The sequence below is a fragment of the Pseudomonas fluorescens group sp. PF-69 genome (assembly GCF_054481235.1).
Map to the genome: position 1 here is coordinate 5,948,021 of NZ_JBTMNC010000001.1, position 20,850 is coordinate 5,968,870.

Below are 20,850 nucleotides of genomic sequence, written 5' to 3' on the forward strand. Positions count from 1 at the left end.
GCCTGTTGCTGGTGCTGGTGTTCTGGCTGTCCCTGGCCCTGGGCCCGGTGAGCCTGCCGCTGAGCGATACCTTGCTGGCCGGGTTGCGGCTGTTCGGACTGCCGGTTCACGGCGCCGACAACCAGCAGGCGCAGCTGATCCTCGGTCAAATCCGTCTGCCGCGCAGTTTGCTCGGCATCGCGGTCGGTTCGGTGCTGGCCTTGTCCGGCGTGGCCATGCAGGGGTTGTTTCGCAATCCGCTGGCTGATCCGGGTCTGGTCGGCGTGTCCGGCGGTGCGGCGCTGGGCGCGGCCCTCGCCATTGTCGGCGGCAGCCTGATCGGTGGACTGCCGCCAGCCATCGAACCTTATCTGCTGTCGGTCAGCGCGTTCATCGGTGGCCTGATCGTCACGGCGGTGGTGTATCGCTTCGGGCGCCGCAATGGTCAGACCGACGTCGCGACCATGCTGTTGGCAGGCGTGGCCATGACGGCGATGGCCGGCGCCGGGGTCGGGCTGTTCACCTACCTGGCGGATGACGCCACGCTGCGCACCCTGACCTTCTGGAACCTGGGCAGCCTCAACGGTGCCAGTTACTCACGCTTGTGGCCGTTGCTGATCGTGGCCGTGGGCGTGGCGTTGTGGTTGCCCCGTCGCGCGGCGGCACTCAATGCGATGCTGCTGGGCGAGTCGGAAGCGCGTCACCTGGGCTTCAACGTTGAGCGGATCAAACGGGAACTGGTGTTGTGCACGGCGCTGGGCGTCGGTGCCGCCGTGGCCGCCGCGGGGTTGATCGGCTTCATCGGCCTGGTGGTTCCGCACCTGATGCGCCTGCTGGTCGGTCCGGATCATCGGGTGTTGTTGCCGGCGTCATTGCTCGCCGGTGCCAGCCTGTTGCTGCTGGCGGATCTGGTCGCCCGTTTGCTGTTGGCGCCGGCCGAATTGCCGATCGGCATCGTCACGGCACTCATCGGTGCGCCCTTCTTCCTTTACTTGCTGGTGCGGGGGCGTTCCTGATGTTGCGCGCAAACAACCTGGCGGTACGGCGCGGCAGTCGCACCGTGCTGGCGGGCATCGATGTCCAGTTGCATCCGGGCCGGGTCCTCGGCGTCCTGGGACCGAACGGCGCCGGCAAAAGCACCTTGCTCGCGGCCTTGTGCGATGAGCTTGCGCCCAGCGAGGGCACGGTCAGCCTTGACGGGCAAAAGCTGAGCGACTGGCCGGGTCAGGAGCGGGCCAGACGCCTGGCGGTGTTGCCCCAGAGTTCGAGCCTGAACTTCGCCTTTTCGGTCAATGACGTCGTGGGCATGGGCCGTTTGCCCCATGCCAGTGGCCGGGTACGCGATGCGCAAATCGTCGCCGAGGCGCTCAGTGCCGCCGACGCCTTGCACCTGGCCGGACGCAGTTATCTGGCGCTGTCCGGGGGTGAGCGCCAGCGCGTGCACCTGGCACGGGTGCTCGCGCAATTGTGGCCGGGCGCCGAGGGGCAGACCCTGTTGCTCGATGAACCGACGTCAATGCTCGACCCGCTGCACCAGCACACCATCCTGCAAGCGGTGCGCGACTTCGCCGGGCGCGGCGCGGCGGTGCTGGTGATCCTGCACGATCTCAATCTTGCCGCGCGTTATTGCGATCACCTGCTGCTGTTACAGGACGGTCGCCCCCACGCCTACGGCACCCCGGACGAAGTCCTGACCGCCGAAGCGCTGGAAGCGGTCTATGGCTTGCAGGTACTGATTCAGCGCCACCCGGAACGTGGCCATCCTTTGATTATCGCGCGCTGATCACCCATCCTCAGGGGGTGAATCAAGGGCCCTGATAAGGAAAACCGATGCGCATTCTGTTGCTTTGCCTGTTCAGCCTGCTGGCTGCCTGCCAAACCCATCACGCCGCAGCGCCACCGGCACCGATTGCTCCGCAAGGCCGGGATCACGCCGATTTCGGGGTGATCCGTGAACTGGCCACCGGCCGCGCCCTGACCCCGCAGGAACTGGTCGAACACCTGGCTGGCGCACCCCGGCTGCTGGTGGGTGAACAACACGACAACCCCGATCACCACGCGCTGCAACTCTGGCTGCTGCGCGAACTGGCGGCGCAACGTCCCCAGGGCAGTCTGCTGCTGGAAATGCTCAACCCCGACCAACAAGCCAGGGTCGATGCGGCTCAGGCCGCCAGCCGTGCCGGTCAACCGCCGGCCGATCCTTATCAGGCGCTGGCCTGGCAAGCCAATTGGGATTGGGGTGTTTACGGGGCAGTGGTCAACTACGCGCTGCGTCAACCCTACCCGCTGCTGGCGGCCAACCTCGACCGCTCGCAGATCCTGCAGATCTACCAACAGCACCCGACGCTGAGTGGCGAAGCCTCCACCACGCCACAGGTTCAAGCCACGCTGCTGGACGACATCCGAGGGTCCCATTGCGGGTTGCTGCCTGAAGCGCTGCTGCCGGCCATGCTCGCGGTGCAACAGCAGCGCGACCGGCGCATGGCCGAGCGCCTGCTGGCCGCGCCAACCCCTGCCCTGTTGCTGGCCGGGGCGTTCCATGTGCGCAAGGACCTGGGGGTGCCGTTGCACCTCAAAGACCTCGGCGCCGCCCAGGGCTACGTGGTGTTGGTGTTGGCCGAAGCGGGCAAGACCGTGAGCGCCGAGAACGCTGATTACGTGTGGTACACGGCGGCTCAACCGGAACAGGATCATTGCGCGTCGTTGCGTCAGTGAGCGGAAATGCAAAAGGGCCGGCCGCGTGTCATTGCATGGGCTTGACGGCGCTGTCAGGTGCGTGGGTCACCGAGGAAACTGCCGGGATTCTCGGTGCACTATGCTCAAGAGCGTCAGCCCGACAGGGGGTCAGTCAAGGTCCTTTGCGTTGACCCGCCAATGACCAAAGCGGGCTACTCGTTGATCTGCGCGTGTATCCGCCCCGCGCGTACAGCTTCCACCAGGGCCGCATGATCGCGCTCGGCCTCATCCGCATAGGATTGGGCAAACGCCGCCAGAGCCAGGTCAAATGTATCGCTCCCCCCCAGATAACCGCTGATGCTCGCTGCGTCTCCGGACTTGGCATGCGCCCTGGCCAGTGTCCATCCGCACACCTGCGCATAGCGTTTGAGCTGCGCAGCCGAGAATTTTTCCACCGGGGCGGTGTACTTCATGTCAAAGGGTTGGCGAAATTATGGGCCCGCAACGGGGTCAAAATGCCTGACCGCTCTTCTTCAGTGGCGTTTTCCGATAGCTTGATTTCTACAGCCATGGCGCTCTCCCTGAGCGATGAGTCAATGCGTCAACAAGGTAGCCCAATTCAGTCACCCCATGGTGAATCAGCACATGCCTCAGTCGTCCTTTTCTGATCGGCTGAAAACCCGCTTCCGGCCGTTCCCTGCCGATCATGGTTACAAAGCGTGCGGGTCAAATCCGATGCAATCGGTAGTCGGGTCGAACGCAAACAGGTGTTCAAGTGGGGTGCAATTTCTCGGGCCGATCACGGCGCCGGAAAGGTCTCCAGATACGCCAGCAGATCGTCGATTTTTTCCTGGTCGCTGATGCCCCAGAAAATCATCCGGGTGCCGGAAACCACCGCCTTTGGATCTTCGATATACGCGGCGAGCTTTTCCCGGGTCCAGACCACGCCCGATGACTTCATGGCGTCGGAGTACTGGTAATCGGTGGTGCTTGCGGCCGCGCGGCCGACGATGCCATTGAGCTGCGGGCCAAAAAATGCCCGCGCCGATTCTCCGATCTGGTGGCAGCCGCCACACATACGCTTGAACAGTTTGCCCCCGGCCTCGGCATCGCCGGCTGCTTGGGCTTGTGTAGCGAGCAATCCTGCACCGAGGATGCACACGAAGGTCATCAAGACAGCTTTCTTCATCACCGCTCCGGGTCTTGCGCACAGCAAAAAGTGGCGGCTATTTCATCATGACTGGGCGACGGACCGAAGACTTTCATCGAAATCCGCGTCCACCCTCATGCCACTGACCGGCGACGGCCCCCTCAAAAACAAAAAATCCGGGGCCTGTTACAGGACGCCGGATTTTTTTTGGCTACCGTGCTTACTGAACGTTTTTCAGCTTGATCACATCACCGGACACCTTGGTGGTGTAGCCGTTCAGGACCCACGCCCAGAACCAGCGTTCCTGCACCTGGGTGTTGATCATGGCGTCGCCGCCCTTGGCTTTGATCGCCTCGTCCTGTGCGCGCACAAAACGACTGTTCTGCCGAATCGGGATCACGCCGAACAGCATCAGTCCCGTGGCGCTCGCTTCGCTGTGGCCCAGAACGGTGTACTGGCTGCTGTCGTAATGCCGGGTGTTCATCGGTGTGCCGCTGCAACCTGCCAGAATCAGACCAAACAGGGCACCGGCAACGACTTTACTGAGGTATTTCACTGTACAACTCCATGAGAAAGCGCCCGGGACCCATCTCTCGGGCGGCGCGCATTCTAATGGAGATAGTGGCCATTGGATATCACCAAAAAGTCGGCGCCTACCCTGATTGGCCTGTTTTTTTGAACGCCGACTTCAGTCCTTGAAATCGATAGACAGCGCCAGCTCATTCCACTCCCCCAGTTCCGAGGGCAAGGTGCTCGCCGACTGGTGCCCCTACTACCCCGGATTGCACCTTTATTGACCGAGCCGTCGCCATGTTCCGGCACCGCTCAAGGCGTTCATTGAGTTTGTTCGCGCCAACCGGTAAAAACGAGCCCGGATGCTGCGTCGCCCGGTAATTGCTGCAAGCAATGAAAATGTCACTCAAGGAGAGAAAACAGATGGTCACTTGCTACCTGAAATACGTACTCGACCCCTACAAGCTCGAAGCGTTCGAGCACTACGGCAAGTTGTGGATTCCACTGGTGGAGAAATTCGGTGGTCAGCATCACGGCTACTTCCTGCCGTCCGAGGGTGCCAGCAATATTGCCCTGGCGATGTTCACCTTCCCCAGCCTGGCGGCCTATGAAACCTATCGCCAACAGTCGATGAACGACCCGGCGTGCATTGCCGCGTTCAAGTACGCCGAAGAAACCCGCTGCATCCTCAGCTATGAGCGCAGTTTCTTCCGGCCGGTGTTCGGTTAGGGAACATCCGCGACTTGAAGCGCCGGGCTCAGCCCTGCTTCAAGTCCAGGCAATAGGTGTAGTAACCCGGATCACGTACATACCCCAAAGACTCATACAAGCGCTGCGCGGTGAGGTTGTCGGTGGCGGTTTCCAGGGTCATGCCCTTGGCGCCGCTCAACCGGGCAAAGTCGCGGGCGGTGTTCATCAACAGGGTGGCGACGCCTTTGCCGCGAGCGGCGGGCGCGCTGAACAGGTCGCCGAGCAACCAGGTGCGATGTGCGTTGATGGAGGAAAAGGTCGGGAACATCTGCACGAAACCCAGGGCTTCGCCGCTGGCGTCCTCGGCGTAGAAAATCACCGATTCGTCGCGGGCGATGCGCTCGGCGATGAAGTCACGGGATTGCGGCAGGTTCGATGGCTGACCGTAGAAGCCGCGATAGGCGTCGAATAACGGGGCGATCTTGTCGATGTGGGAAGCGTCGGCGCGCAGGGCCTGAATAGCCATGAGGGTGCTCTTTTGCGGTCTCAAGGTTCTATAGCCTAGCAACCACAATGGAACGCAGACGGAAAATCTTTGCCATGTACCGATGAACAGTGGGAGCTTGCTCGCGATGACCTGCGCGACAGCGGCGCCCAGCACTTTGTCGATTGCCTGCAGGAGATCCGCAAACGGTCGCCGGGCATACAACTGGAAACCCTGCTGCCGCGCATGGACGTGGCCCTGGCGATCACCGCCAGTGAGCCGCCCGATGTTTTCAACCACAACCTGGAGACCGTCCCGCGCCTGTACAAGGCCGCGCGACCGGGTTCGGATTTCGAGTGGTCGCTGGACCTGCTGCGCAACTTCAAGCACCGGGTGCCGAACGTACTGACCAAATCCGGGCTGATGCTGGGCATTTGCCGGTGCAGCGCTTCGTCCCCCCGGACGTGTTTGCCCGGTTCGCCGAGGAAGGCGCGCGGATGGGCTTCAAGAACGTCGCCTCCGGGCCGCTGGTGCGTTCGTCCTATCATGCCGATCAACAACTGCATGGAGGTGCGGCGGGATTCACGCCATGATGGGCTGACTTGCCATGCATTTCGGAGGCCCGGCCCGATGCCCTTTGCAGTTCGAACATTGCTCCTGTCACTGAGCCTCACCCTGCCCTGCCTCGTCGGTGCCGGCGAGGCGGCCAAAACCAGGCCCGAACACATGGTGTACTTGCGCACGATCGATCCGGGCATCGCGCAGGATATCCGCTACGCCAGCGCCCACAACTTCACCGGGCACCCGCTCGACGGTTATGCGGCGCCGGAATGCCTGCTGTCGGTCAACGCCGCCAAGGCCCTGTCCCGGGTGCAAGCGGCTTTGCGCGCCGAAGGCTACGGTTTGAAGGTCTTCGACTGCTATCGACCCAGCCGCGCGGTCGCCGACATGGGGCGCTTCGCCACCGAGCCGGGCGACCCACGCAAGGCCGAGTTCTACCCACGGGTGGACAAGCAGGACTTCTGGCGCCTGGGCTATGTGGCCCGGGTATCCAATCACTCCAGGGGCAGCACCGTCGATCTGACCATGACCGGCCCGGACGCCCTGCCCGCCGACACCTGGACGCCCACCGCCACCGCCGTCGATTGCACGGCACCGTACGACCAGCGCTGGCACGACGGTGCCGTGGACATGGGCACCGGTTTCGACTGCTTCGATGAGCGCGCGCACACCGACTCAACGCAGATCAGTGCCACGGCCAAGGCCAATCGCCAGCGACTCACCCGCGCTATGGAGAAAGAAGGCTTCAGCGGCTACTCGGCCGAGTGGTGGCACTTCACCTACAGCGGTGATGCGACGCTGAAAGACGTCATGGATTTCCCCATTACGCCGTTGGCGCTGGAGGACGTTATCAAGACCAGCAATCAACTGATTGTGGTCACCAGCCACAACTGGACCGACACCCACGCGACCGCGCAGCGTTATGAACGACAGGGCAACAGCTTTGGCAAATACCAGGCCGCGTTTGATGTGGTGCTGGGCAAGAACGGATTGGCCTGGGGCAAGGGCCTGGGCCCCGTTGACCAGCGCGACGGGCCCATCAAACAGGAAGGCGATGGAAAAGCGCCGGCCGGGATATTCAAACTGGGGACGGCGTTTGGCTACGACACGACGGCTGAAACCCGGCTGCCTTACCTCGCGCTGACCTCCACCATTGAATGCGTGGATGACAGCCACTCCCAACGCTACAACCAGATCGTCGATGGCGCGAAGACAACGAAGGACTGGAGCAGCTCCGAACACATGCGCAGCATGGATGAGCTGTATCGAAAAGGCATCGTCATCGAACACAACATGCCGGCCGCCCCGGCAGCGGGTTCATGCATTTTCTTGCACATCTGGCGCAGCCCTGCCTCACCGACGCAGGGCTGTACGGCCATGGATCAAGCCGACATCGCTCGGCTGTTCCGTTGGCTGGACACAAGCCAGGCACCCCTGCTGATTCAAATGCCCGAGGAACAATACGAGCAATTACGCGCCCGCTTGAACCTCCCCGGACGTTGAAACGGGGACCGGTCCAGGCGTTTGAACGCTGCTCGGTCGAGAGGGCCAGGGCCGAGATGTCGTGGCGCGCTTAAGAGGTGTCCGGAATTATTAGGCCAATCAGGCTCGCTCCCACAGGGAATGTGGTGGCTTCAGGGTCGGATATCGTTGGCCGGGACGACGTCGATCCGGGCGACGGCACTGGTCAGGTGCGCCAGATCTTTATTGTGCTCGGCGATGATGTCTTCAGCGGCCATATTGCCGTTGTCGACGGTGGAGTGGGCGTCGGCCGCGAGCACAACGTCGTAACCCAGTTTCAGTGCCTGGCGCACGGTGGCGTTGACGCAATAATCGGTTTGCAGACCACAGATGATCAGGCGGCTGACGTCCAGCTCCTGCAACTGGTCATGCAAGTGGGTGTGGTAGAACGAATCCGGGGTGGTCTTGCGTACGCGCAGGTCCTGAGGCGCGGTTTGCAACCCTTCGGCAAGTTGCCAGCCTTCGGCGTTGTGCGCCAGGGGGCTGTCCTTTTCTTCATGCTGGATCAGCACCACGGGCAGCCCTTTATGTCGGGCTTTAGCGCTGAGGCCATTGATGCTGTCGATGACGCGCTTGATCTGGAAGCACTCATACTCGCCGGAGCACAAGGCCTGCTGGACGTCGATGATTAACAGTGCGGTAGTCATGGTTCCTTCCTTGAGAAGTCAGTGGAACAGGGACGAACATAAGTCCGTCCCCGTCCAAGCACAAGGCTCAATAACCCAGCGACAACCCGGTGTTACGCCGTGGATCGTTGGCGCCGTAGAAGCGGTTCTTGCCCACCGGTTTGCCGTCCAGGGACGGTGCGCCGACGAGAATCGCCGCCAGGTGGTTGGCGTCCTGAGGCCCGGCAAACTTGTGGCCCCAGCTTTCGAGGATCTTCACCGTGTCCGGGCTGGTGGTGAAGGCTTCGAGGTTGGTTTCCTCCGGCAGCCATTGCTGGTGGAAACGTGGTGCATCGACCGCTTCCTGGATGTTCATGCCGTAGTCGATGACGTTGAGCATGGTCAGCAGGGTTGCGGTGATGATGCGACTGCCGCCGGGAGTGCCGGCCACCATCACCACTTTGCCGTCCTTGGTGACGATGGTCGGGCTCATGGATGACAGCGGCGCCTTGCCGGGGGCGATGGCGTTGGCTTCACCCTGGACCAGGCCATACATGTTCGGCACACCGATCTTCGAAGTGAAGTCGTCCATTTCGTCGTTGAGAATGACCCCGGTTTTACTGGCCATGACCCCGGCACCGAACCAGTCGTTGAGGGTGTAGGTCACCGACACTGCGTTGCCCCATTTGTCGACGATGGAGTAATGGGTGGTGTTGTTGCCTTCATGGGGCGCGACCCCAGGCTTGAGCTCGCGGGACACACCGGCCTTTTGCGGGTTGATGGCTTCGCGCAGTTTGGTCGCGTAGTGCTTGTCCAGCAGGTGGGCGATTGGGTTCTTCACGAAGTCCGGGTCGCCGAGGTAGCTGTTGCGATCCACGTACGCGTGGCGCATCGCTTCGATCTGATAGTGCATGCCCTGGGCCGAGTGATAGCCCAGATCCTTCATCGGGTAGCCTTCGAGGATGTTCATGATCTGGCAGATCACCACGCCACCGGAGCTTGGAGGCGGGGCCGAGACCACGTGGTAGCCACGGTAGTCGCACTCGATCGGCGCGAGTTCGCGGGTCTTGTATTTGTCCAGGTCGGCCTGGGTGATGATGCCCTTGTTGGCCTGGCTGGAGGTGACGATGGCGTCGGCGACCCAGCCCTTATAGAAGCCGTCGGCGCCCTTCTCGGAGATGGTCCGCAGGGTTTTGCCAAGGTCCTTCTGCACCAGCTTCTGTCCGACCTGCATCGGCTCGCCGTTGCTCAGGAAAATCGAACCGGAATCCTTGATGTCCTTCTTGAACACGTCGGTGGCGTAGTCCAGCAGATCGACGTCACCCTGTTCCAGCACAAAACCGTCTTCGGCCAGCTTGATTGCCGGAGCGATCACTTCCTTGCGTGGCTTGGTGCCGTATTTGCTCAGGGCCAGTTCCATCCCGGACACGGTGCCCGGCACGCCGACGGCCAGGTGGCCGCGAGTACTCAGGTCCGGAACAACGTTGCCCTCTTTGTCGAGGTACATGTCGGCGGTGGCGGCCAGCGGGGCTTTTTCGCGGAAATCGAGGAAGGTCTTGCGTCCGTCGGCCAGTTGAATGGTCATGAAACCGCCGCCGCCCAGGTTACCGGCGGCGGGATAGACCACCGCCAGCGCGTACCCCACCGCCACGGCGGCGTCGACGGCATTGCCGCCGCTCTTGAGCACATCCACGCCCACATGGCTGGCCAGATGCTGGGCCGTGACCACCATGCCGTTTTCGGCCGCGACGGGGGCTACGGAGGCTGCATGGGCCATCAGGCAGCTGAGTGCCAATGAGGTCGCTATCAGCGATTTGGCAAAAGGTTCGTACTTCATCAGTCGGTCTCTTCTTGTCATTGAACAGGGGGAACGCTTCAGGAGCCGTAGGCAAGTATGGTCGCGATTGCGTATTGCGCCTCCCCGGCGAGGCAGTATCCTTAACGCCCGTTCAACCATTCGGCGTGGCCTTCGGCATGACTTACACCTGCAGCACCCTGGCGTCCCCGGTCGGTGAGTTGAAGCTGGTTGCGAACGGCTCGCGACTGGTGGCCATCCTCTGGGAAAACGACAAACCAGGCCGGGTGCGGCTCGGCCCGATGATCGAAGCGCCGGACAATCCGGTTCTGCTGCGCACGGCGCAACAACTGCGCGAATACTTCGCCGGCGGCCGCCATCATTTCGAGCTGGATCTGGAGTTTGTCGGCACGCCATTCCAGAAAAAGGTCTGGGCGGCGCTGTTGACCATTCCGTTCGGCGAGACCCGCAGCTACCGCCAGATCGCCGAGCAGATCGGCAACCCGAGTGCGGTCCGGGCGGTGGGTGCGGCGAATGGCAAGAACCCGATTTCGATTATCGCGCCGTGCCATCGGGTGATTGGTGCGTCGGGGAAGCTGACGGGATTTGCCGGGGGGCTTGAGGCGAAGGAGAAGCTGCTGACGCTGGAAGGTGCTCAATGGTGCGGAGCCGGAATAACCGCTGACCTGTTCGGGTAAACACCGTTCTCTGTGGCGAGGGAGCTTGCTCCCGCTCCAGTGCGCAGCGCTGGCAAATATTCGCCAGGCCCCGAGATGTTCGGGGCCGTTTCGCAGCCCGACGCGAGCAAGCTCGCTCGCCAAAGAAGGGTTAAGGCTTAAGCCGCGAAGATGTTTTTCATCGCCGCATACTGCAACAGCATGATGGTCTTCGCATCGCAGATTTCCCCGCGATAAAACGCCTCGAGCGCTTCATCGAAGGCCCATTCCAGCACTTCCAGTTCTTCCGTCTCTTCCTCCAGCCCGCCGCCTTCGCTGACCTTCGACGCCGCATCGTATTCGGCGATGAAGAAGTGCAGCTTTTCCGTCACCGAGCCCGGGCTCATATAGGCCTCGAACACTGGCTGCACATGGTGCACGCGGTAACCGGTTTCCTCTTCCGCTTCGGCACGAATGCGTTCTTGCGGCGCAGCACCTTCCAGCAGCCCTGCCGCCACTTCGATCAACAGACCATCGTGGCCGTTGACGAACACCGGCAAGCGAAACTGCCGGGTCAGGACCACGGTTTTCTTCTCGCGGTTGTACAGGAGGATCGCCGCACCATTGCCACGGTCATAGACCTCGCGGGTCTGGCGCTGCCAATCACCATTGTTGCGTTGATAATCGAAGGTGATTTTCCGCAGCAGATACCAGTCGTGGGACAACACCTGAGACTCAAGAATATTGACCCGCTCGGCTGTGTTCGACATGACAACGCATCCTGTTCTTTCGAGATTGTGCATCTTAGGTGAAAACGCCCGGCGTTTGATCCTTCAAACAAGCTGAGCCTTGTATTCCTTCACATAGGCACCGGCCAGGGTCTCTTTCTGCTTATCGTCGAGCAACTTGCCGGCCATCTGGAAGAATTTCTGCTCTTCCTCTTCGAGGTGGTGATGGACCTTCTCGGACAGCTTCTTCGCGACTGCCAGCCAGGCCGGGCTGGACATCTCGGTCTCGTCCAGGGCTTCCATCATTTCATCCATCTCGTGGTGTTCGGCGATCGCATGGCGGCTGAGGTCGACGCCGTTGTCGAACTCCATCAACGGGATGTAGAAATGCCGCTCTTCAGCGGTTTCGTGGGCTTGCAGTTCGGACTTGAGCTGCTTGTAGGCTTCGACCCGCTCCGGGGTGTCGCCGCTGGTGCGAATCAGCGCTTTGGCATAGGTACGTTGGCGTTCGTGGCTTTCGCGCAAGGCTTCGAAAATATTCACGGAGTGTCCTCATGGGCGGCGTTCTGGATTAACGCTCTCTGAGGCTAGACATCTGCGCGCGGGCGACGGTTCCACGTGTGCCGGGGGATAGATCAATCGCCGCGACCAAGATATTGTGCGGCTTCACTGCCATAAGGACATAGCCATGACCCTGCGTATCGAGCTGTCGCAAAACCCCACGGAAGAAGAACGCCAGGCCATCCTGCTGCCCCTGCGCGCCTATAACGCCTCGAAGGCCGAAGGTGCCGTGCCCGAGCACATTGCGTTGCTGGTGCGCGATGACAACGACGAAATCCTCGGCGGGCTCTACGCCCGCTTGTTCTACCAGTGGTTGTTCATCGACCTGCTGTCGGTGCCGGAGCAGGCACGGGGACAGGGCATGGGTACGAAGCTGATGCAGATGGCTGAAGACCTGGCGCGGGAGAAAAAATGCATCGGCCTGTGGCTCGACACGTTCGAGTTCCAGGCACCGGAGTTCTACAAGAAATGCGGCTACAGCGAGATCGGGCACATTGCCGACTACCCGCCGGGGTATAAGCACTTCTTTTTCCAGAAGCGCCTGAACAACTGAATCAACACGCCTGGTGTAGGAGCGAGCCGGCTCGCGATGGACTCCGGCTCGCTCCTGCACGGGCGTGCATCAAGTCACAGGCAGGTCGCCAACGCCGCCAGGCGCCGCTTGGCGACAAAGTCATCATGCTGCGCGTAGTAGCTCAACACGGTGCCCGAGGCATCGGTGGTCACGTCGACGAACGACTCCGCCGAACGCGTGTAGACGGTCGTCCCGCCCTTCTCGCCCGGCTGCAGGTAAGCTGCGGCATCGACACCGAACACCGCTTCGTCCTGCCAGGAAAACTGCACGCACTGGGCGACGTCCCTGGCCGGTTTGTCCGAGTTGAGGGTTTTGTACGGAGGTTTGCTGCGGGCATCGCTCATCACCGAGCCCGCGCAACCGGCCAGCAACGTCACGGCCAGCGCTACCATCAGAATTCGCATTGCAGTCGCTCATCAGGAAAAAGCGGACTGTATCACCGTGGCACGGCGTTTCGTTCTGCTTTACTGCATTTATACCGCGACACCGCGCGACGATTCGCGCACCCTGTCGCGCCCTTCGCGTCCCATCGACCTCTATTGTGGAAGCCCAATGACACCCAACGCCGAGTTTTACAAACCCACCACTGAATACGCCGACAAGCTGATCAGTCAGATCGGTCAGACCCCCTCCTGGATCGCCAAGCGCATCGGCGTGACCGACAAGCGGATTCGTTACATCCTCGACGGCGAAAGAACCGTCAAGGGTGAAACCACGCCGATCCAGATGACCTACACCGAGCAGTTTGCCCTGGAGTGCCTGGCGGCAGCGGCCAAGGCCAGCAAGAAACAGGCTTCGCAATCCCTACCCAAGGAGTGACCATGGCGGCATCCGGGCAGCAACACGAACAGGCACTGAAGCGGTTTCTCGAAGAACGCCCCGAGTTGCGTGTCAAACTCGAGAACCTGAATCCATTGCTCGCTCAGGTAAAGGGCGAGACCCTCGCGCAGTATCGCGACGAGCGGTTACATGAGGCCTTCGAGGCCGAAGCCGAGCGCCTCGGTCTGTTTGCCTGGGAACTGACGCTGCTGTTGACCGCCGCCACACCCGAGGATTATCAGGCCCAGCGGCTGGACGTGCACAGGGAAGTCGCGGAAATGGCCGGGCTAGACTGGCAGGAGTATTGCGAGTTATATGGATTAACCCCATAACGTCTCGTTCAAGGATGCCGCTGCCGATGCTGCCTTCGTCTTCAAGTACCCACGCCAGTTCCAGACATTTGCACACTCAGAAATGGCGCGGGCGCATCGGCCTGACCCTGGTGGCGTTGCTCTCGGTGCTGGCCGGCATGACCGACGCCATCGGTTTCATGGCCAGCGGTGACTTCGTTTCGTTCATGAGCGGCAACACCACCCGGATGGCGGTCGCCATCAGCGCTGGCGATGCGGGATTGACCTTGCGCCTGGCGCTGCTTGTCGCCACCTTTATTGTCGGCAATGCACTGGGCATCATCGTCAGCCGGCTGGGTGGGCGCCGGGCGCTGCCACTATTGCTGATCATCGCCGCGTTGCTATGTGCTGCCGCCGCCTGGCCTTTTGATTCACAGCTGCCAGCCCTGCTCGCGGCCATTATTGCCATGGGCATGCTCAACGCCGCCGTGGAAGAGGTCAATGGTCTGCCGGTGGGCCTGACGTATGTCACCGGCGCCCTGTCGCGCTTCGGACGCGGACTGGGTCGCTGGATGCTCGGTGAGCGCCGTAACGGCTGGCGTGTGCAACTGATTCCGTGGACCGGCATGTTCGCCGGTGCGGTACTGGGCGCCGTGCTCGAATATCATCTGGGGCTCAAGGCGCTGTACGCCAGCGGCCTGCTCGCTGCGGGACTGGGGTTTCTGTCGCTGAAGATCCCGCGGCGCTGGCAGTTGGGTTACATGCCGCGCTGAGTTTGGCGCCGTCTGTCAGGACGCTATCGCGAGCAGGCTCGCTCCCACATTAGTTTTGTGCCGGATTCCAATCTTATAGGCGACACCGCCCCCTTGTGGGAGCGAGCCTGCTCGCGATGAGGCCCGCTTAGGCAAGATCGATTTAGCCGCCCCACCGATAAAGCTTTATCATGGCCGCAGTTTCGCTGATCGAGTCCGTCATGAAGTTCGCCATCGCGCTGTTTTCCGCTGCCCATGCGCCCTCCTCGCGCCGTGCCCTGCTGTTCGCCCAGGCCGCGCTGACCGGCGGGCATGAAATTGTCCGGCTGTTTTTCTACCAGGACGGCGTGTACAACGCCTCCAGCGGCGTGGTCACGCCCCAGGACGAGCAGGACGTGCCCAAGCAATGGCGCACCTTTATTTCCGAGCACCGACTCGATGCGGTGGTGTGCATCGCCGCCGCCTTGCGCCGTGGAGTGTTGAACGAAGAAGAAGCCAGGCGCTATCAACGTGAAGCGGTCGCCGTCGAGGCACCATGGGAATTGTCCGGCCTCGGTCAGTTGCATGACGCGGTTCAAGATGCCGACCGCCTGATCTGTTTCGGAGGCGCTTGAGATGGCTAAATCCTTGCTGATCATCAGCCGCCAATCGCCTTGGTCCGGTCCCGGCGCGCGCGAAGCGCTGGACATCGTGCTGGCCGGCGGTGCCTTCGACCTGCCCATCGGCCTGTTGTTTCTCGATGACGGCGTGTTCCAGCTCGCCGCCAGACAGGACGCAAAATCCCTGCAACAGAAAGACCTGAGCGCCAACCTGCAGGCCCTGCCGATGTTCGGTGTCGAGGAGCTGTTTTTCTGTGCCGACAGCGCCGCCGAACGTGGCCTGGACGCCAGTGCCCTGTCGCTGGAAGAAGCCCAGGTGCTGACTGCCAACGAAATCACTGCGCTCATTGACCGTTACGATCAGGTGATTACCCTCTGATGTCGACTTTGCATGTGTTGTCTCATTCCCCCTTCGGCGACTCGCGCCTGAGCAGTTGCCTGCGCGTGATCGGCGCCAACGACGCGCTGCTGCTGTCCGGCGACGCGGCCTATGCCTTGCAGCCGGGCACAGTGCCTTTCGCCACGCTTCAAACCCGTGGCCTGAAACTCTACGTGTTGGCCGAAGATGCCCAGGCCCGGGCCATCGACGTTCCAGACTGGGCCAGGACCATCGATTACCCGGCCTTCGTCGAGCTGTCGATCCAACACGACAAGGTCAACACGTGGCTATGAATTCCCTGACAGTCGGCGCCCGCACCATCGAGCTGGACAAGGACGGTTTTCTGGTCGAGTTGAGTGACTGGTCTGCCGAAGTCGCCAGCGCCCTGGCGGCGGCCGAAGACATCGAGTTGAGCCCCGAGCACTGGGAAGTTCTCGAATTGCTGCGCAGTTTCTACGCCGAATTCCAGTTGTCGCCGGCCACCCGTCCGCTGATCAAATACACCGCCTTGAAACTCGGCCCGACCAAAGGCAACAGCCTGCACCTGAACCGACTGTTCAAAGGCACCCCCGCCAAACTCGCCGCGAAACTGGCGGGCCTGCCCAAACCGACGAATTGCTTATGACCGACTACCCAGCGCTGACCCTCGAAACCCCCGCCGAACACCCGTTCGCCCAGTTCGTGCGGATTCTCGGCAAAGGCAAGCGCGGCGCCCGCGACCTGACCCGCGAGGAAGCCCGTGAAGCCATGGGCATGGTGCTCGACGACAAGGTCGAAGACACCCAGCTCGGCGCGTTCCTGATGCTGCTGCGGCACAAGGAAGAAAGCGCCGAGGAAATGGCTGGCTTCACCGAAGCCTTGCGTGAGCGCTTGCAGCCACCCTCACTGGCGGTGGATCTGGACTGGCCGACCTATGCCGGCAAGAAGCGTCATCTGCCGTGGTATTTGCTGGCGGCCAAATGCCTGGCGCAGAACGGCGTACGCATCTTCATGCACGGCGCCGGCGCCCACACGGCGGGTCGACTGTACAGCGAACAATTGCTGGGGGCTTTGCAGATCCCGCTGTGCCGCAACTGGCAGCAGGTCGGCGAGGCGCTCGACAACGGCGGCCTGGCGTTCATGCCGTTGGTGGACTGGGCGCCGCAGCTGCAACGCATGATCGACCTGCGCAACACCCTGGGCCTGCGCTCGCCAATCCATTCCCTGACGCGCATTCTCAATCCGCTGGGTGCGCGCTGCGGCCTGCAAAGCATTTTCCATCCCGGTTATCAGGCGGTGCACCGCGATGCCAGCGGCCTGCTCGGCGACACCGCGATTGTGATCAAGGGCGACGGTGGCGAAATCGAGATCAACCCGGACGCCGACAGCCACCTGTATGGCACCACGGGCGGCGAGAGCTGGGACGAGGAATGGCCACAGCTGTCGAGCCAGCGCCATGTCAAACCGGCCAGCCTCGACCCCGAGCACCTTAAAGCCGTCTGGCGCGGGGATGTGGTCGACAGCTATCCGCAGATGGCCCTGATTTCCACCATGGCCCTGGCGTTGCGCGGCCTCGGACAGAGCCGGGAGCAAGCGTTCGAAACCGCCCAGCGTTACTGGGATGCCCGGGACAAATCGATTTAATCGATCATAACTGCCCAACCTTTGCGCTTTTTGTTCGAACTCATGGGAATAGACTCCACTCCAACGATTATTGGTTGAGGAGTCTGAGCATGGGTTTGTTAGTCGAAGGCCGCTGGCAGGACAAGTGGTACGAAAGCAGCAAGGACGGCGCGTTTCAGCGCGAACAGGCGCAGCGCCGTCACTGGGTCACGGCCGACGGCCAGCCTGGCCCCACCGGTGTCGGCGGCTTTGCGGCCGAGGCCGGTCGTTATCACCTTTATGTCTCCCTGGCCTGTCCGTGGGCCCATCGCACGCTGATCCTGCGCAAACTCAAGGGCCTCGAAAAGCTGATCGACGTGTCGGTGGTCAGCTACTTGATGCTGGAAAACGGCTGGACCTTCGACAAGTCCCACGGCTCAACCGGCGACAAGCTCGATCACTTCGACTTCATGCACCAGCGCTACACCGCCGATACCGCCGACTACACCGGCCGCGTCACCGTGCCGGTACTGTGGGACAAGCAACAGCAGCGCATCGTCAGCAATGAATCGGCGGAAATCATCCGCATGTTCAATGGCGCGTTCGACGCATTGACCGGCAACGACCTGGACTTCTACCCGGCGCCACTGCGCAGCGAGATCGATGCGCTGAACGAGCGGATTTATCCGGCGGTCAACAACGGCGTGTACCGTGCCGGGTTTGCCACGTCGCAGCAGGCTTATGAAGAAGCGTTTGATGGATTGTTCGCCGAACTGGATCGGCTGGAGCAATTGCTGGGGGCCAACCGCTACCTGACCGGGGAATACCTGACCGAAGCGGATATCCGTCTATTCACCACAATCATTCGATTCGACGCGGTGTATTACGGGCACTTCAAGTGCAACTTGCGGCGGATTGCCGATTATCCGAACCTGTCGAACTGGCTGCGGGAGATTTATCAGTGGCCAGGGATTGCCGAGACGGTGGACTTCACCCACATCAAAAATCACTACTACGGTAGCCACAAGACCATCAACCCGACCGGCATCGTGCCCAAAGGCCCGGAACAGGACTTCACCGTGCCCCATGATCGGGAGCGGTTGAGCGGCAAAGGGGTTTGGCGCAGGGCCGGAGTCTGATCTGAATTTTGCGGTTTTTTCAGGCCGTAATCGCGAGCAGGCTCGCTCCCACATTTTGATTTGTGTCGTTCACAAATCCCCTGTGGGAGCGAGCCTGCTCGCGATTGAGGAACCCGGTTTTCAGACCTGCGCCTGAGCCCCTTCGAACCACGCCAGTTTCTCGCGCAGTTGCACCACCTCACCCACGATCACCAGCGTCGGCGCATGCACTTCATGCTCCGCCACCAGCCGTGGCAGATCGGCCAGGGTGCCGGTAAACACACGCTGGTTGACCGTGGTGCCCTGCTGGATCAATGCCGCCGGGGTATTGGCGTCGCGACCATGCTTGATCAACTGTTCGCAGATGATCGGCAGGCCTACCAGGCCCATGTAAAACACCAGGGTCTGCGCCGGTGCAACCAGATCGGCCCACGGCAGATCGGTGGAACCGTCCTTGAGATGCCCCGTGACAAAGCGCACCGACTGCGCGTAATCACGGTGAGTCAGCGGGATCCCGGCATACGCCGCGCAACCGCTGGCCGCCGTGATGCCCGGCACGACCTGGAACGGGATGCCTTGGGCCGCCAGTTCCTCGATCTCTTCACCGCCACGGCCGAAGATGAACGGATCGCCGCCCTTCAACCGCACCACACGCTTGCCTTGCCTGGCCAGATCCACCAGTTGCTGGTTGATCTGGTCCTGCGGCACGGCGTGATCGGCGCGACGCTTGCCGACATAAACCCGCTCGGCATCACGCCGACACAGTTCGAGAATCGCCGGCGCCACCAGGCGGTCGTACAGCACCACATCGGCTTGCTGCATCAGGCGCAGGGCCCGGAAGGTCAGCAAGTCGGGATCACCCGGCCCGGCGCCGACCAGATACACCTCACCAGTCGCCACGGGCGCTTCGCCGTCAATTTTCGCTTGCAGCAAACGCTCGGCGGCGGCGCCCTGCCCGGCCAGTTGGCGATCGGCAATCGGTCCCTGGAACACGTCCTCCCAGAATGCCCGACGCTGTTGCACATCCGGGAACAGGCCTTTGACCTGATTACGGAAACGTGCGGCCAGACCGGCCAGTTGACCGTAGGTGGAGGGAATCCAGGTTTCAATCCTGGCGCGGATCAAGCGTGCCAGAACCGGCGCATCGCCGCCGCTGGACACGGCAATCACCAGCGGCGAACGGTCGACGATGGCCGGGAAGATCACGCTGCACAGGGCCGGCGCGTCCACCACATTGACCGGCACGCAACGCCGATGGGCATCGGCGGAGACTTGCGCGTTCAGCGCTTCGTCATCGGTGGCGGCAATGATCAGCCCGCAACCGTCCAGGTCCGCCTCGACGTAACCACGCAGCACGCACTCGCCACCGCTGAGGGTGACCAGTTCGCTCAATTGGGTTTCGATTTCAGGTGCGACCACCCGCAGTAGCGCACCGGCATCGGCCAGCAGGCGGGATTTGCGCAAGGCAATCTCCCCCCCGCCGACGACCAACACACGACTGCCGCGAAGGTTATGGAACAGCGGCAGATAGTTCATTTAGCCGATGACCTCGAGGCCACCCATGTACGGTTTCAGCACGTCAGGCACACGGATCGAACCGTCGGCCTGCTGGTAGTTCTCCAGCACCGCCACCAGGGTACGGCCGACTGCCAGGCCGGAACCGTTCAGGGTGTGGACCAGTTCAGGCTTGCCGGTTTCCGGGTTGCGGAAGCGTGCTTGCATGCGACGGGCCTGGAAATCGCCGCAGTTGGAGCACGACGAAATTTCACGGTACTTGTCCTGGCTCGGGATCCACACTTCCAGGTCGTAGGTCTTGACTGCACTGAAGCCCATGTCGCCGGTGCACAGCGCCAGGGTGCGGTATGGCAGCTCCAGCAACTGCAGGACTTTCTCGGCGTTGGCGGTCAGGCCTTCCAGCGCTTCCATCGAGGTCGATGGCTCGACGATCTGCACCATCTCGACCTTGTCGAACTGGTGTTGGCGGATCATGCCGCGGGTGTCGCGACCCGACGCACCGGCTTCGCTGCGGAAGCATGGGGTGTGGGCGACGAACTTGATCGGCAGCAGTTTCGAGTCGACGATTTCACCGGCCACGATATTGGTCAGGGACACTTCGGCGGTCGGGATCAGGTACAGATCGGCCTCACCTTCGCGGGCGATCTTGAACAGGTCTTCTTCGAACTTCGGCAGTTGACCGGTACCTTGCAGCGCCGGGGCCTGGACCAGATAAGGCGTGTAGGCCTCTTCATAGCCATGCTCGGTGACGTGCAGGTTGATCATGAACTGCGCCAGGGCGCGGTGCAGGCGGGCAATCGGGCCGCGCAGCAAGGCGAAACGCGCACCAGACAGTTTGGCGGCGGTTTCGAAGTCCAGCCAGCCGAATTTCTCGCCCAGGGCCACGTGGTCCTGAACCGGGAAATCGAATGCGGTCGGCGTACCCCAGCGGCGCACTTCGACGTTGTCTTCTTCGTCCTTGCCGACCGGCACGGACTCGTGCGGCAGGTTTGGAATACCGAGCAGGATCGAATCCAGCTCGGTCTGGATCGCGTCCAGCTCGACCTTGCCGGCACTCAACTCGCCTGCCATGCGCTCGACGTCCGCCATCAACGGCGCGATGTCTTCGCCGCGCTGCTTGGCCTGACCGATGGATTTGGAGCGCGCATTACGTTCAGCCTGCAGGGCTTCGGTGCGGGTCTGGACGGTCTTGCGCTGTTCTTCCAGCGCTTCGATGCGCGCGACATCCAGGGCAAAGCCACGGGATGCCAGGCGGTCCGCTACGTCCTGAAGGTTGCTACGTAACAGTTTGGAATCGAGCATGT

At 61.8% G+C, this 20,850-nt stretch carries 27 protein-coding genes and 2 pseudogenes; 18 read left to right on the forward strand and 11 right to left on the reverse strand.

The genetic code is table 11. The annotated features are described in order from the left end of the window. The first annotated feature begins 11 nt into the window (after positions 1-11). The 3 genes from ACX3YF_RS27740 to ACX3YF_RS27750 are packed head-to-tail and all read left to right on the forward strand — an operon-like array spanning position 12 to position 2,694. Positions 12-995, forward strand: coding sequence for a FecCD family ABC transporter permease (locus ACX3YF_RS27740; protein WP_458946332.1), 984 nt, complete (start codon positions 12-14; stop codon positions 993-995). Next, a complete protein-coding gene (locus ACX3YF_RS27745; RefSeq protein WP_458974664.1) occupies positions 995-1,762 on the forward strand; it encodes a heme ABC transporter ATP-binding protein in 768 nt (255 codons plus the stop codon). Before ACX3YF_RS27740 ends, ACX3YF_RS27745 begins: the two co-directional genes overlap by 1 nt. Before the next feature lie 47 nt (positions 1,763-1,809). Continuing rightward, on the forward strand, positions 1,810-2,694 hold the full coding sequence (locus ACX3YF_RS27750; RefSeq protein ID WP_458974665.1) for a ChaN family lipoprotein: 885 nt from the start codon (positions 1,810-1,812) through the stop codon (positions 2,692-2,694). Positions 2,695-2,867: 173 nt separating this feature from the next. On the opposite strand, the gene ACX3YF_RS27755 is transcribed toward ACX3YF_RS27750, so the two are convergent. The 3 genes from ACX3YF_RS27755 to ACX3YF_RS27765 all read right to left on the reverse strand — a co-directional run bounded on the left by ACX3YF_RS27755 (position 2,868) and on the right by ACX3YF_RS27765 (position 4,361). Next, positions 2,868-3,128, reverse strand: a complete 261-nt coding sequence (locus ACX3YF_RS27755; RefSeq protein ID WP_448646327.1) for a DUF2252 family protein — start codon at positions 3,126-3,128, stop codon at positions 2,868-2,870. Between the two features lie 326 nt (positions 3,129-3,454). Beyond that, positions 3,455-3,844: a c-type cytochrome gene (locus ACX3YF_RS27760; protein WP_130211175.1), complete on the reverse strand. Its 390-nt coding sequence runs from the start codon at positions 3,842-3,844 to the stop codon at positions 3,455-3,457. Between the two features lie 181 nt (positions 3,845-4,025). Continuing rightward, complete coding sequence (locus ACX3YF_RS27765) at positions 4,026-4,361, reverse strand: hypothetical protein (protein ID WP_130211174.1); 336 nt, start codon at positions 4,359-4,361, stop codon at positions 4,026-4,028. A gap of 190 nt (positions 4,362-4,551) precedes the next feature. Here ACX3YF_RS27765 and ACX3YF_RS27770 point away from each other — a divergent pair. Together ACX3YF_RS27770 and ACX3YF_RS27775 are read left to right on the forward strand one after the other, a co-directional pair. Next, positions 4,552-4,668 (forward strand): annotated as a pseudogene (locus tag ACX3YF_RS27770) (LysR family transcriptional regulator); the annotation flags it as partial. A gap of 73 nt (positions 4,669-4,741) precedes the next feature. Continuing rightward, entirely contained in the window at positions 4,742-5,047 is a 306-nt protein-coding gene (locus tag ACX3YF_RS27775) for an NIPSNAP family protein (protein WP_196585519.1), read from the forward strand. Between the two features lie 28 nt (positions 5,048-5,075). On the opposite strand, the gene ACX3YF_RS27780 is transcribed toward ACX3YF_RS27775, so the two are convergent. Then, positions 5,076-5,534, reverse strand: coding sequence for a GNAT family N-acetyltransferase (locus tag ACX3YF_RS27780; protein WP_458945555.1), 459 nt, complete (start codon positions 5,532-5,534; stop codon positions 5,076-5,078). 102 nt (positions 5,535-5,636) lie between these two features. On the opposite strand from ACX3YF_RS27780, the pseudogene ACX3YF_RS27785 reads away from it, so the two are divergent. Further along, a pseudogene (locus tag ACX3YF_RS27785) lies at positions 5,637-6,085 on the forward strand (lipoyl synthase); the annotation flags it as partial. 133 nt (positions 6,086-6,218) lie between these two features. Further along, positions 6,219-7,556 (forward strand): M15 family metallopeptidase, encoded by a 1,338-nt coding sequence (locus ACX3YF_RS27790; RefSeq protein WP_458974875.1) that lies wholly within the window; start codon positions 6,219-6,221, stop codon positions 7,554-7,556. A gap of 131 nt (positions 7,557-7,687) precedes the next feature. Here the strand turns inward: ACX3YF_RS27790 and ACX3YF_RS27795 are convergent, their stop codons facing one another. Beyond that, complete coding sequence (locus tag ACX3YF_RS27795; RefSeq protein WP_130211219.1) at positions 7,688-8,221, reverse strand: cysteine hydrolase family protein; 534 nt, start codon at positions 8,219-8,221, stop codon at positions 7,688-7,690. 67 nt (positions 8,222-8,288) lie between these two features. Beyond that, on the reverse strand, positions 8,289-10,016 hold the full coding sequence (ggt, locus tag ACX3YF_RS27800; RefSeq protein ID WP_448646325.1) for a gamma-glutamyltransferase: 1,728 nt from the start codon (positions 10,014-10,016) through the stop codon (positions 8,289-8,291). A 137-nt stretch (positions 10,017-10,153) separates the two neighbouring features. Here ggt and ACX3YF_RS27805 point away from each other — a divergent pair, with 137 nt between their 5' ends. Next, positions 10,154-10,672, forward strand: coding sequence for a methylated-DNA--[protein]-cysteine S-methyltransferase (locus ACX3YF_RS27805; RefSeq protein WP_458974666.1), 519 nt, complete (start codon positions 10,154-10,156; stop codon positions 10,670-10,672). A gap of 137 nt (positions 10,673-10,809) precedes the next feature. On the opposite strand, the gene ACX3YF_RS27810 is transcribed toward ACX3YF_RS27805, so the two are convergent. Together ACX3YF_RS27810 and ACX3YF_RS27815 are read right to left on the reverse strand one after the other, a co-directional pair. Then, positions 10,810-11,400 (reverse strand): NUDIX domain-containing protein, encoded by a 591-nt coding sequence (locus ACX3YF_RS27810; protein ID WP_448646323.1) that lies wholly within the window; start codon positions 11,398-11,400, stop codon positions 10,810-10,812. Between the two features lie 63 nt (positions 11,401-11,463). Beyond that, on the reverse strand, positions 11,464-11,901 hold the full coding sequence (locus tag ACX3YF_RS27815) for a hemerythrin domain-containing protein (protein WP_103405076.1): 438 nt from the start codon (positions 11,899-11,901) through the stop codon (positions 11,464-11,466). A gap of 145 nt (positions 11,902-12,046) precedes the next feature. Between ACX3YF_RS27815 and ACX3YF_RS27820 the strand changes: the two genes are divergently transcribed. Beyond that, positions 12,047-12,472, forward strand: a complete 426-nt coding sequence (locus ACX3YF_RS27820; protein WP_288097506.1) for a GNAT family N-acetyltransferase — start codon at positions 12,047-12,049, stop codon at positions 12,470-12,472. A gap of 74 nt (positions 12,473-12,546) precedes the next feature. On the opposite strand, the gene ACX3YF_RS27825 is transcribed toward ACX3YF_RS27820, so the two are convergent. Continuing rightward, on the reverse strand, positions 12,547-12,897 hold the full coding sequence (locus ACX3YF_RS27825) for a hypothetical protein (RefSeq protein ID WP_090468442.1): 351 nt from the start codon (positions 12,895-12,897) through the stop codon (positions 12,547-12,549). A 148-nt stretch (positions 12,898-13,045) separates the two neighbouring features. On the opposite strand from ACX3YF_RS27825, the gene ACX3YF_RS27830 reads away from it, so the two are divergent. The 9 genes from ACX3YF_RS27830 (at position 13,046) to ACX3YF_RS27870 (ending at position 18,052) form a co-directional block, all read left to right on the forward strand. Next, complete coding sequence (locus tag ACX3YF_RS27830) at positions 13,046-13,312, forward strand: hypothetical protein (protein WP_047527719.1); 267 nt, start codon at positions 13,046-13,048, stop codon at positions 13,310-13,312. Positions 13,313-13,314: 2 nt separating this feature from the next. Next, on the forward strand, positions 13,315-13,644 hold the full coding sequence (locus ACX3YF_RS27835; protein WP_458974667.1) for a DUF6388 family protein: 330 nt from the start codon (positions 13,315-13,317) through the stop codon (positions 13,642-13,644). Between the two features lie 26 nt (positions 13,645-13,670). After that, positions 13,671-14,375, forward strand: coding sequence for a YoaK family protein (locus ACX3YF_RS27840; RefSeq protein ID WP_130211213.1), 705 nt, complete (start codon positions 13,671-13,673; stop codon positions 14,373-14,375). Between the two features lie 200 nt (positions 14,376-14,575). After that, a complete protein-coding gene (gene tusD / locus ACX3YF_RS27845; protein WP_448646322.1) occupies positions 14,576-14,968 on the forward strand; it encodes a sulfurtransferase complex subunit TusD in 393 nt (130 codons plus the stop codon). A gap of 1 nt (position 14,969) precedes the next feature. Next, the gene (tusC, locus tag ACX3YF_RS27850) at positions 14,970-15,332 is read left to right on the forward strand and encodes a sulfurtransferase complex subunit TusC (RefSeq protein WP_130211211.1); all 363 of its coding nucleotides are present in this window, start codon (positions 14,970-14,972) and stop codon (positions 15,330-15,332) included. Next, on the forward strand, positions 15,332-15,625 hold the full coding sequence (gene tusB / locus ACX3YF_RS27855; protein ID WP_448646321.1) for a sulfurtransferase complex subunit TusB: 294 nt from the start codon (positions 15,332-15,334) through the stop codon (positions 15,623-15,625). The genes tusC and tusB overlap by 1 nt, the downstream gene beginning before the upstream one ends. Beyond that, complete coding sequence (locus tag ACX3YF_RS27860) at positions 15,622-15,957, forward strand: TusE/DsrC/DsvC family sulfur relay protein (RefSeq protein WP_130211209.1); 336 nt, start codon at positions 15,622-15,624, stop codon at positions 15,955-15,957. The genes tusB and ACX3YF_RS27860 overlap by 4 nt, the downstream gene beginning before the upstream one ends. Then, complete coding sequence (locus ACX3YF_RS27865) at positions 15,954-16,955, forward strand: glycosyl transferase family protein (RefSeq protein WP_103405070.1); 1,002 nt, start codon at positions 15,954-15,956, stop codon at positions 16,953-16,955. The genes ACX3YF_RS27860 and ACX3YF_RS27865 overlap by 4 nt, the downstream gene beginning before the upstream one ends. 89 nt (positions 16,956-17,044) lie before the next feature. After that, complete coding sequence (locus tag ACX3YF_RS27870) at positions 17,045-18,052, forward strand: glutathione S-transferase family protein (RefSeq protein ID WP_196585533.1); 1,008 nt, start codon at positions 17,045-17,047, stop codon at positions 18,050-18,052. Between the two features lie 120 nt (positions 18,053-18,172). Here ACX3YF_RS27870 and cysG read toward each other — a convergent pair whose 3' ends face one another. Both cysG and serS read right to left on the reverse strand, forming a co-directional pair. Continuing rightward, a complete protein-coding gene (gene cysG / locus ACX3YF_RS27875; RefSeq protein ID WP_130211207.1) occupies positions 18,173-19,567 on the reverse strand; it encodes a siroheme synthase CysG in 1,395 nt (464 codons plus the stop codon). Next, positions 19,568-20,848 (reverse strand): serine--tRNA ligase, encoded by a 1,281-nt coding sequence (gene serS / locus ACX3YF_RS27880; protein WP_130211206.1) that lies wholly within the window; start codon positions 20,846-20,848, stop codon positions 19,568-19,570. Between the last annotated feature and the right edge of the window lie 2 nt (positions 20,849-20,850).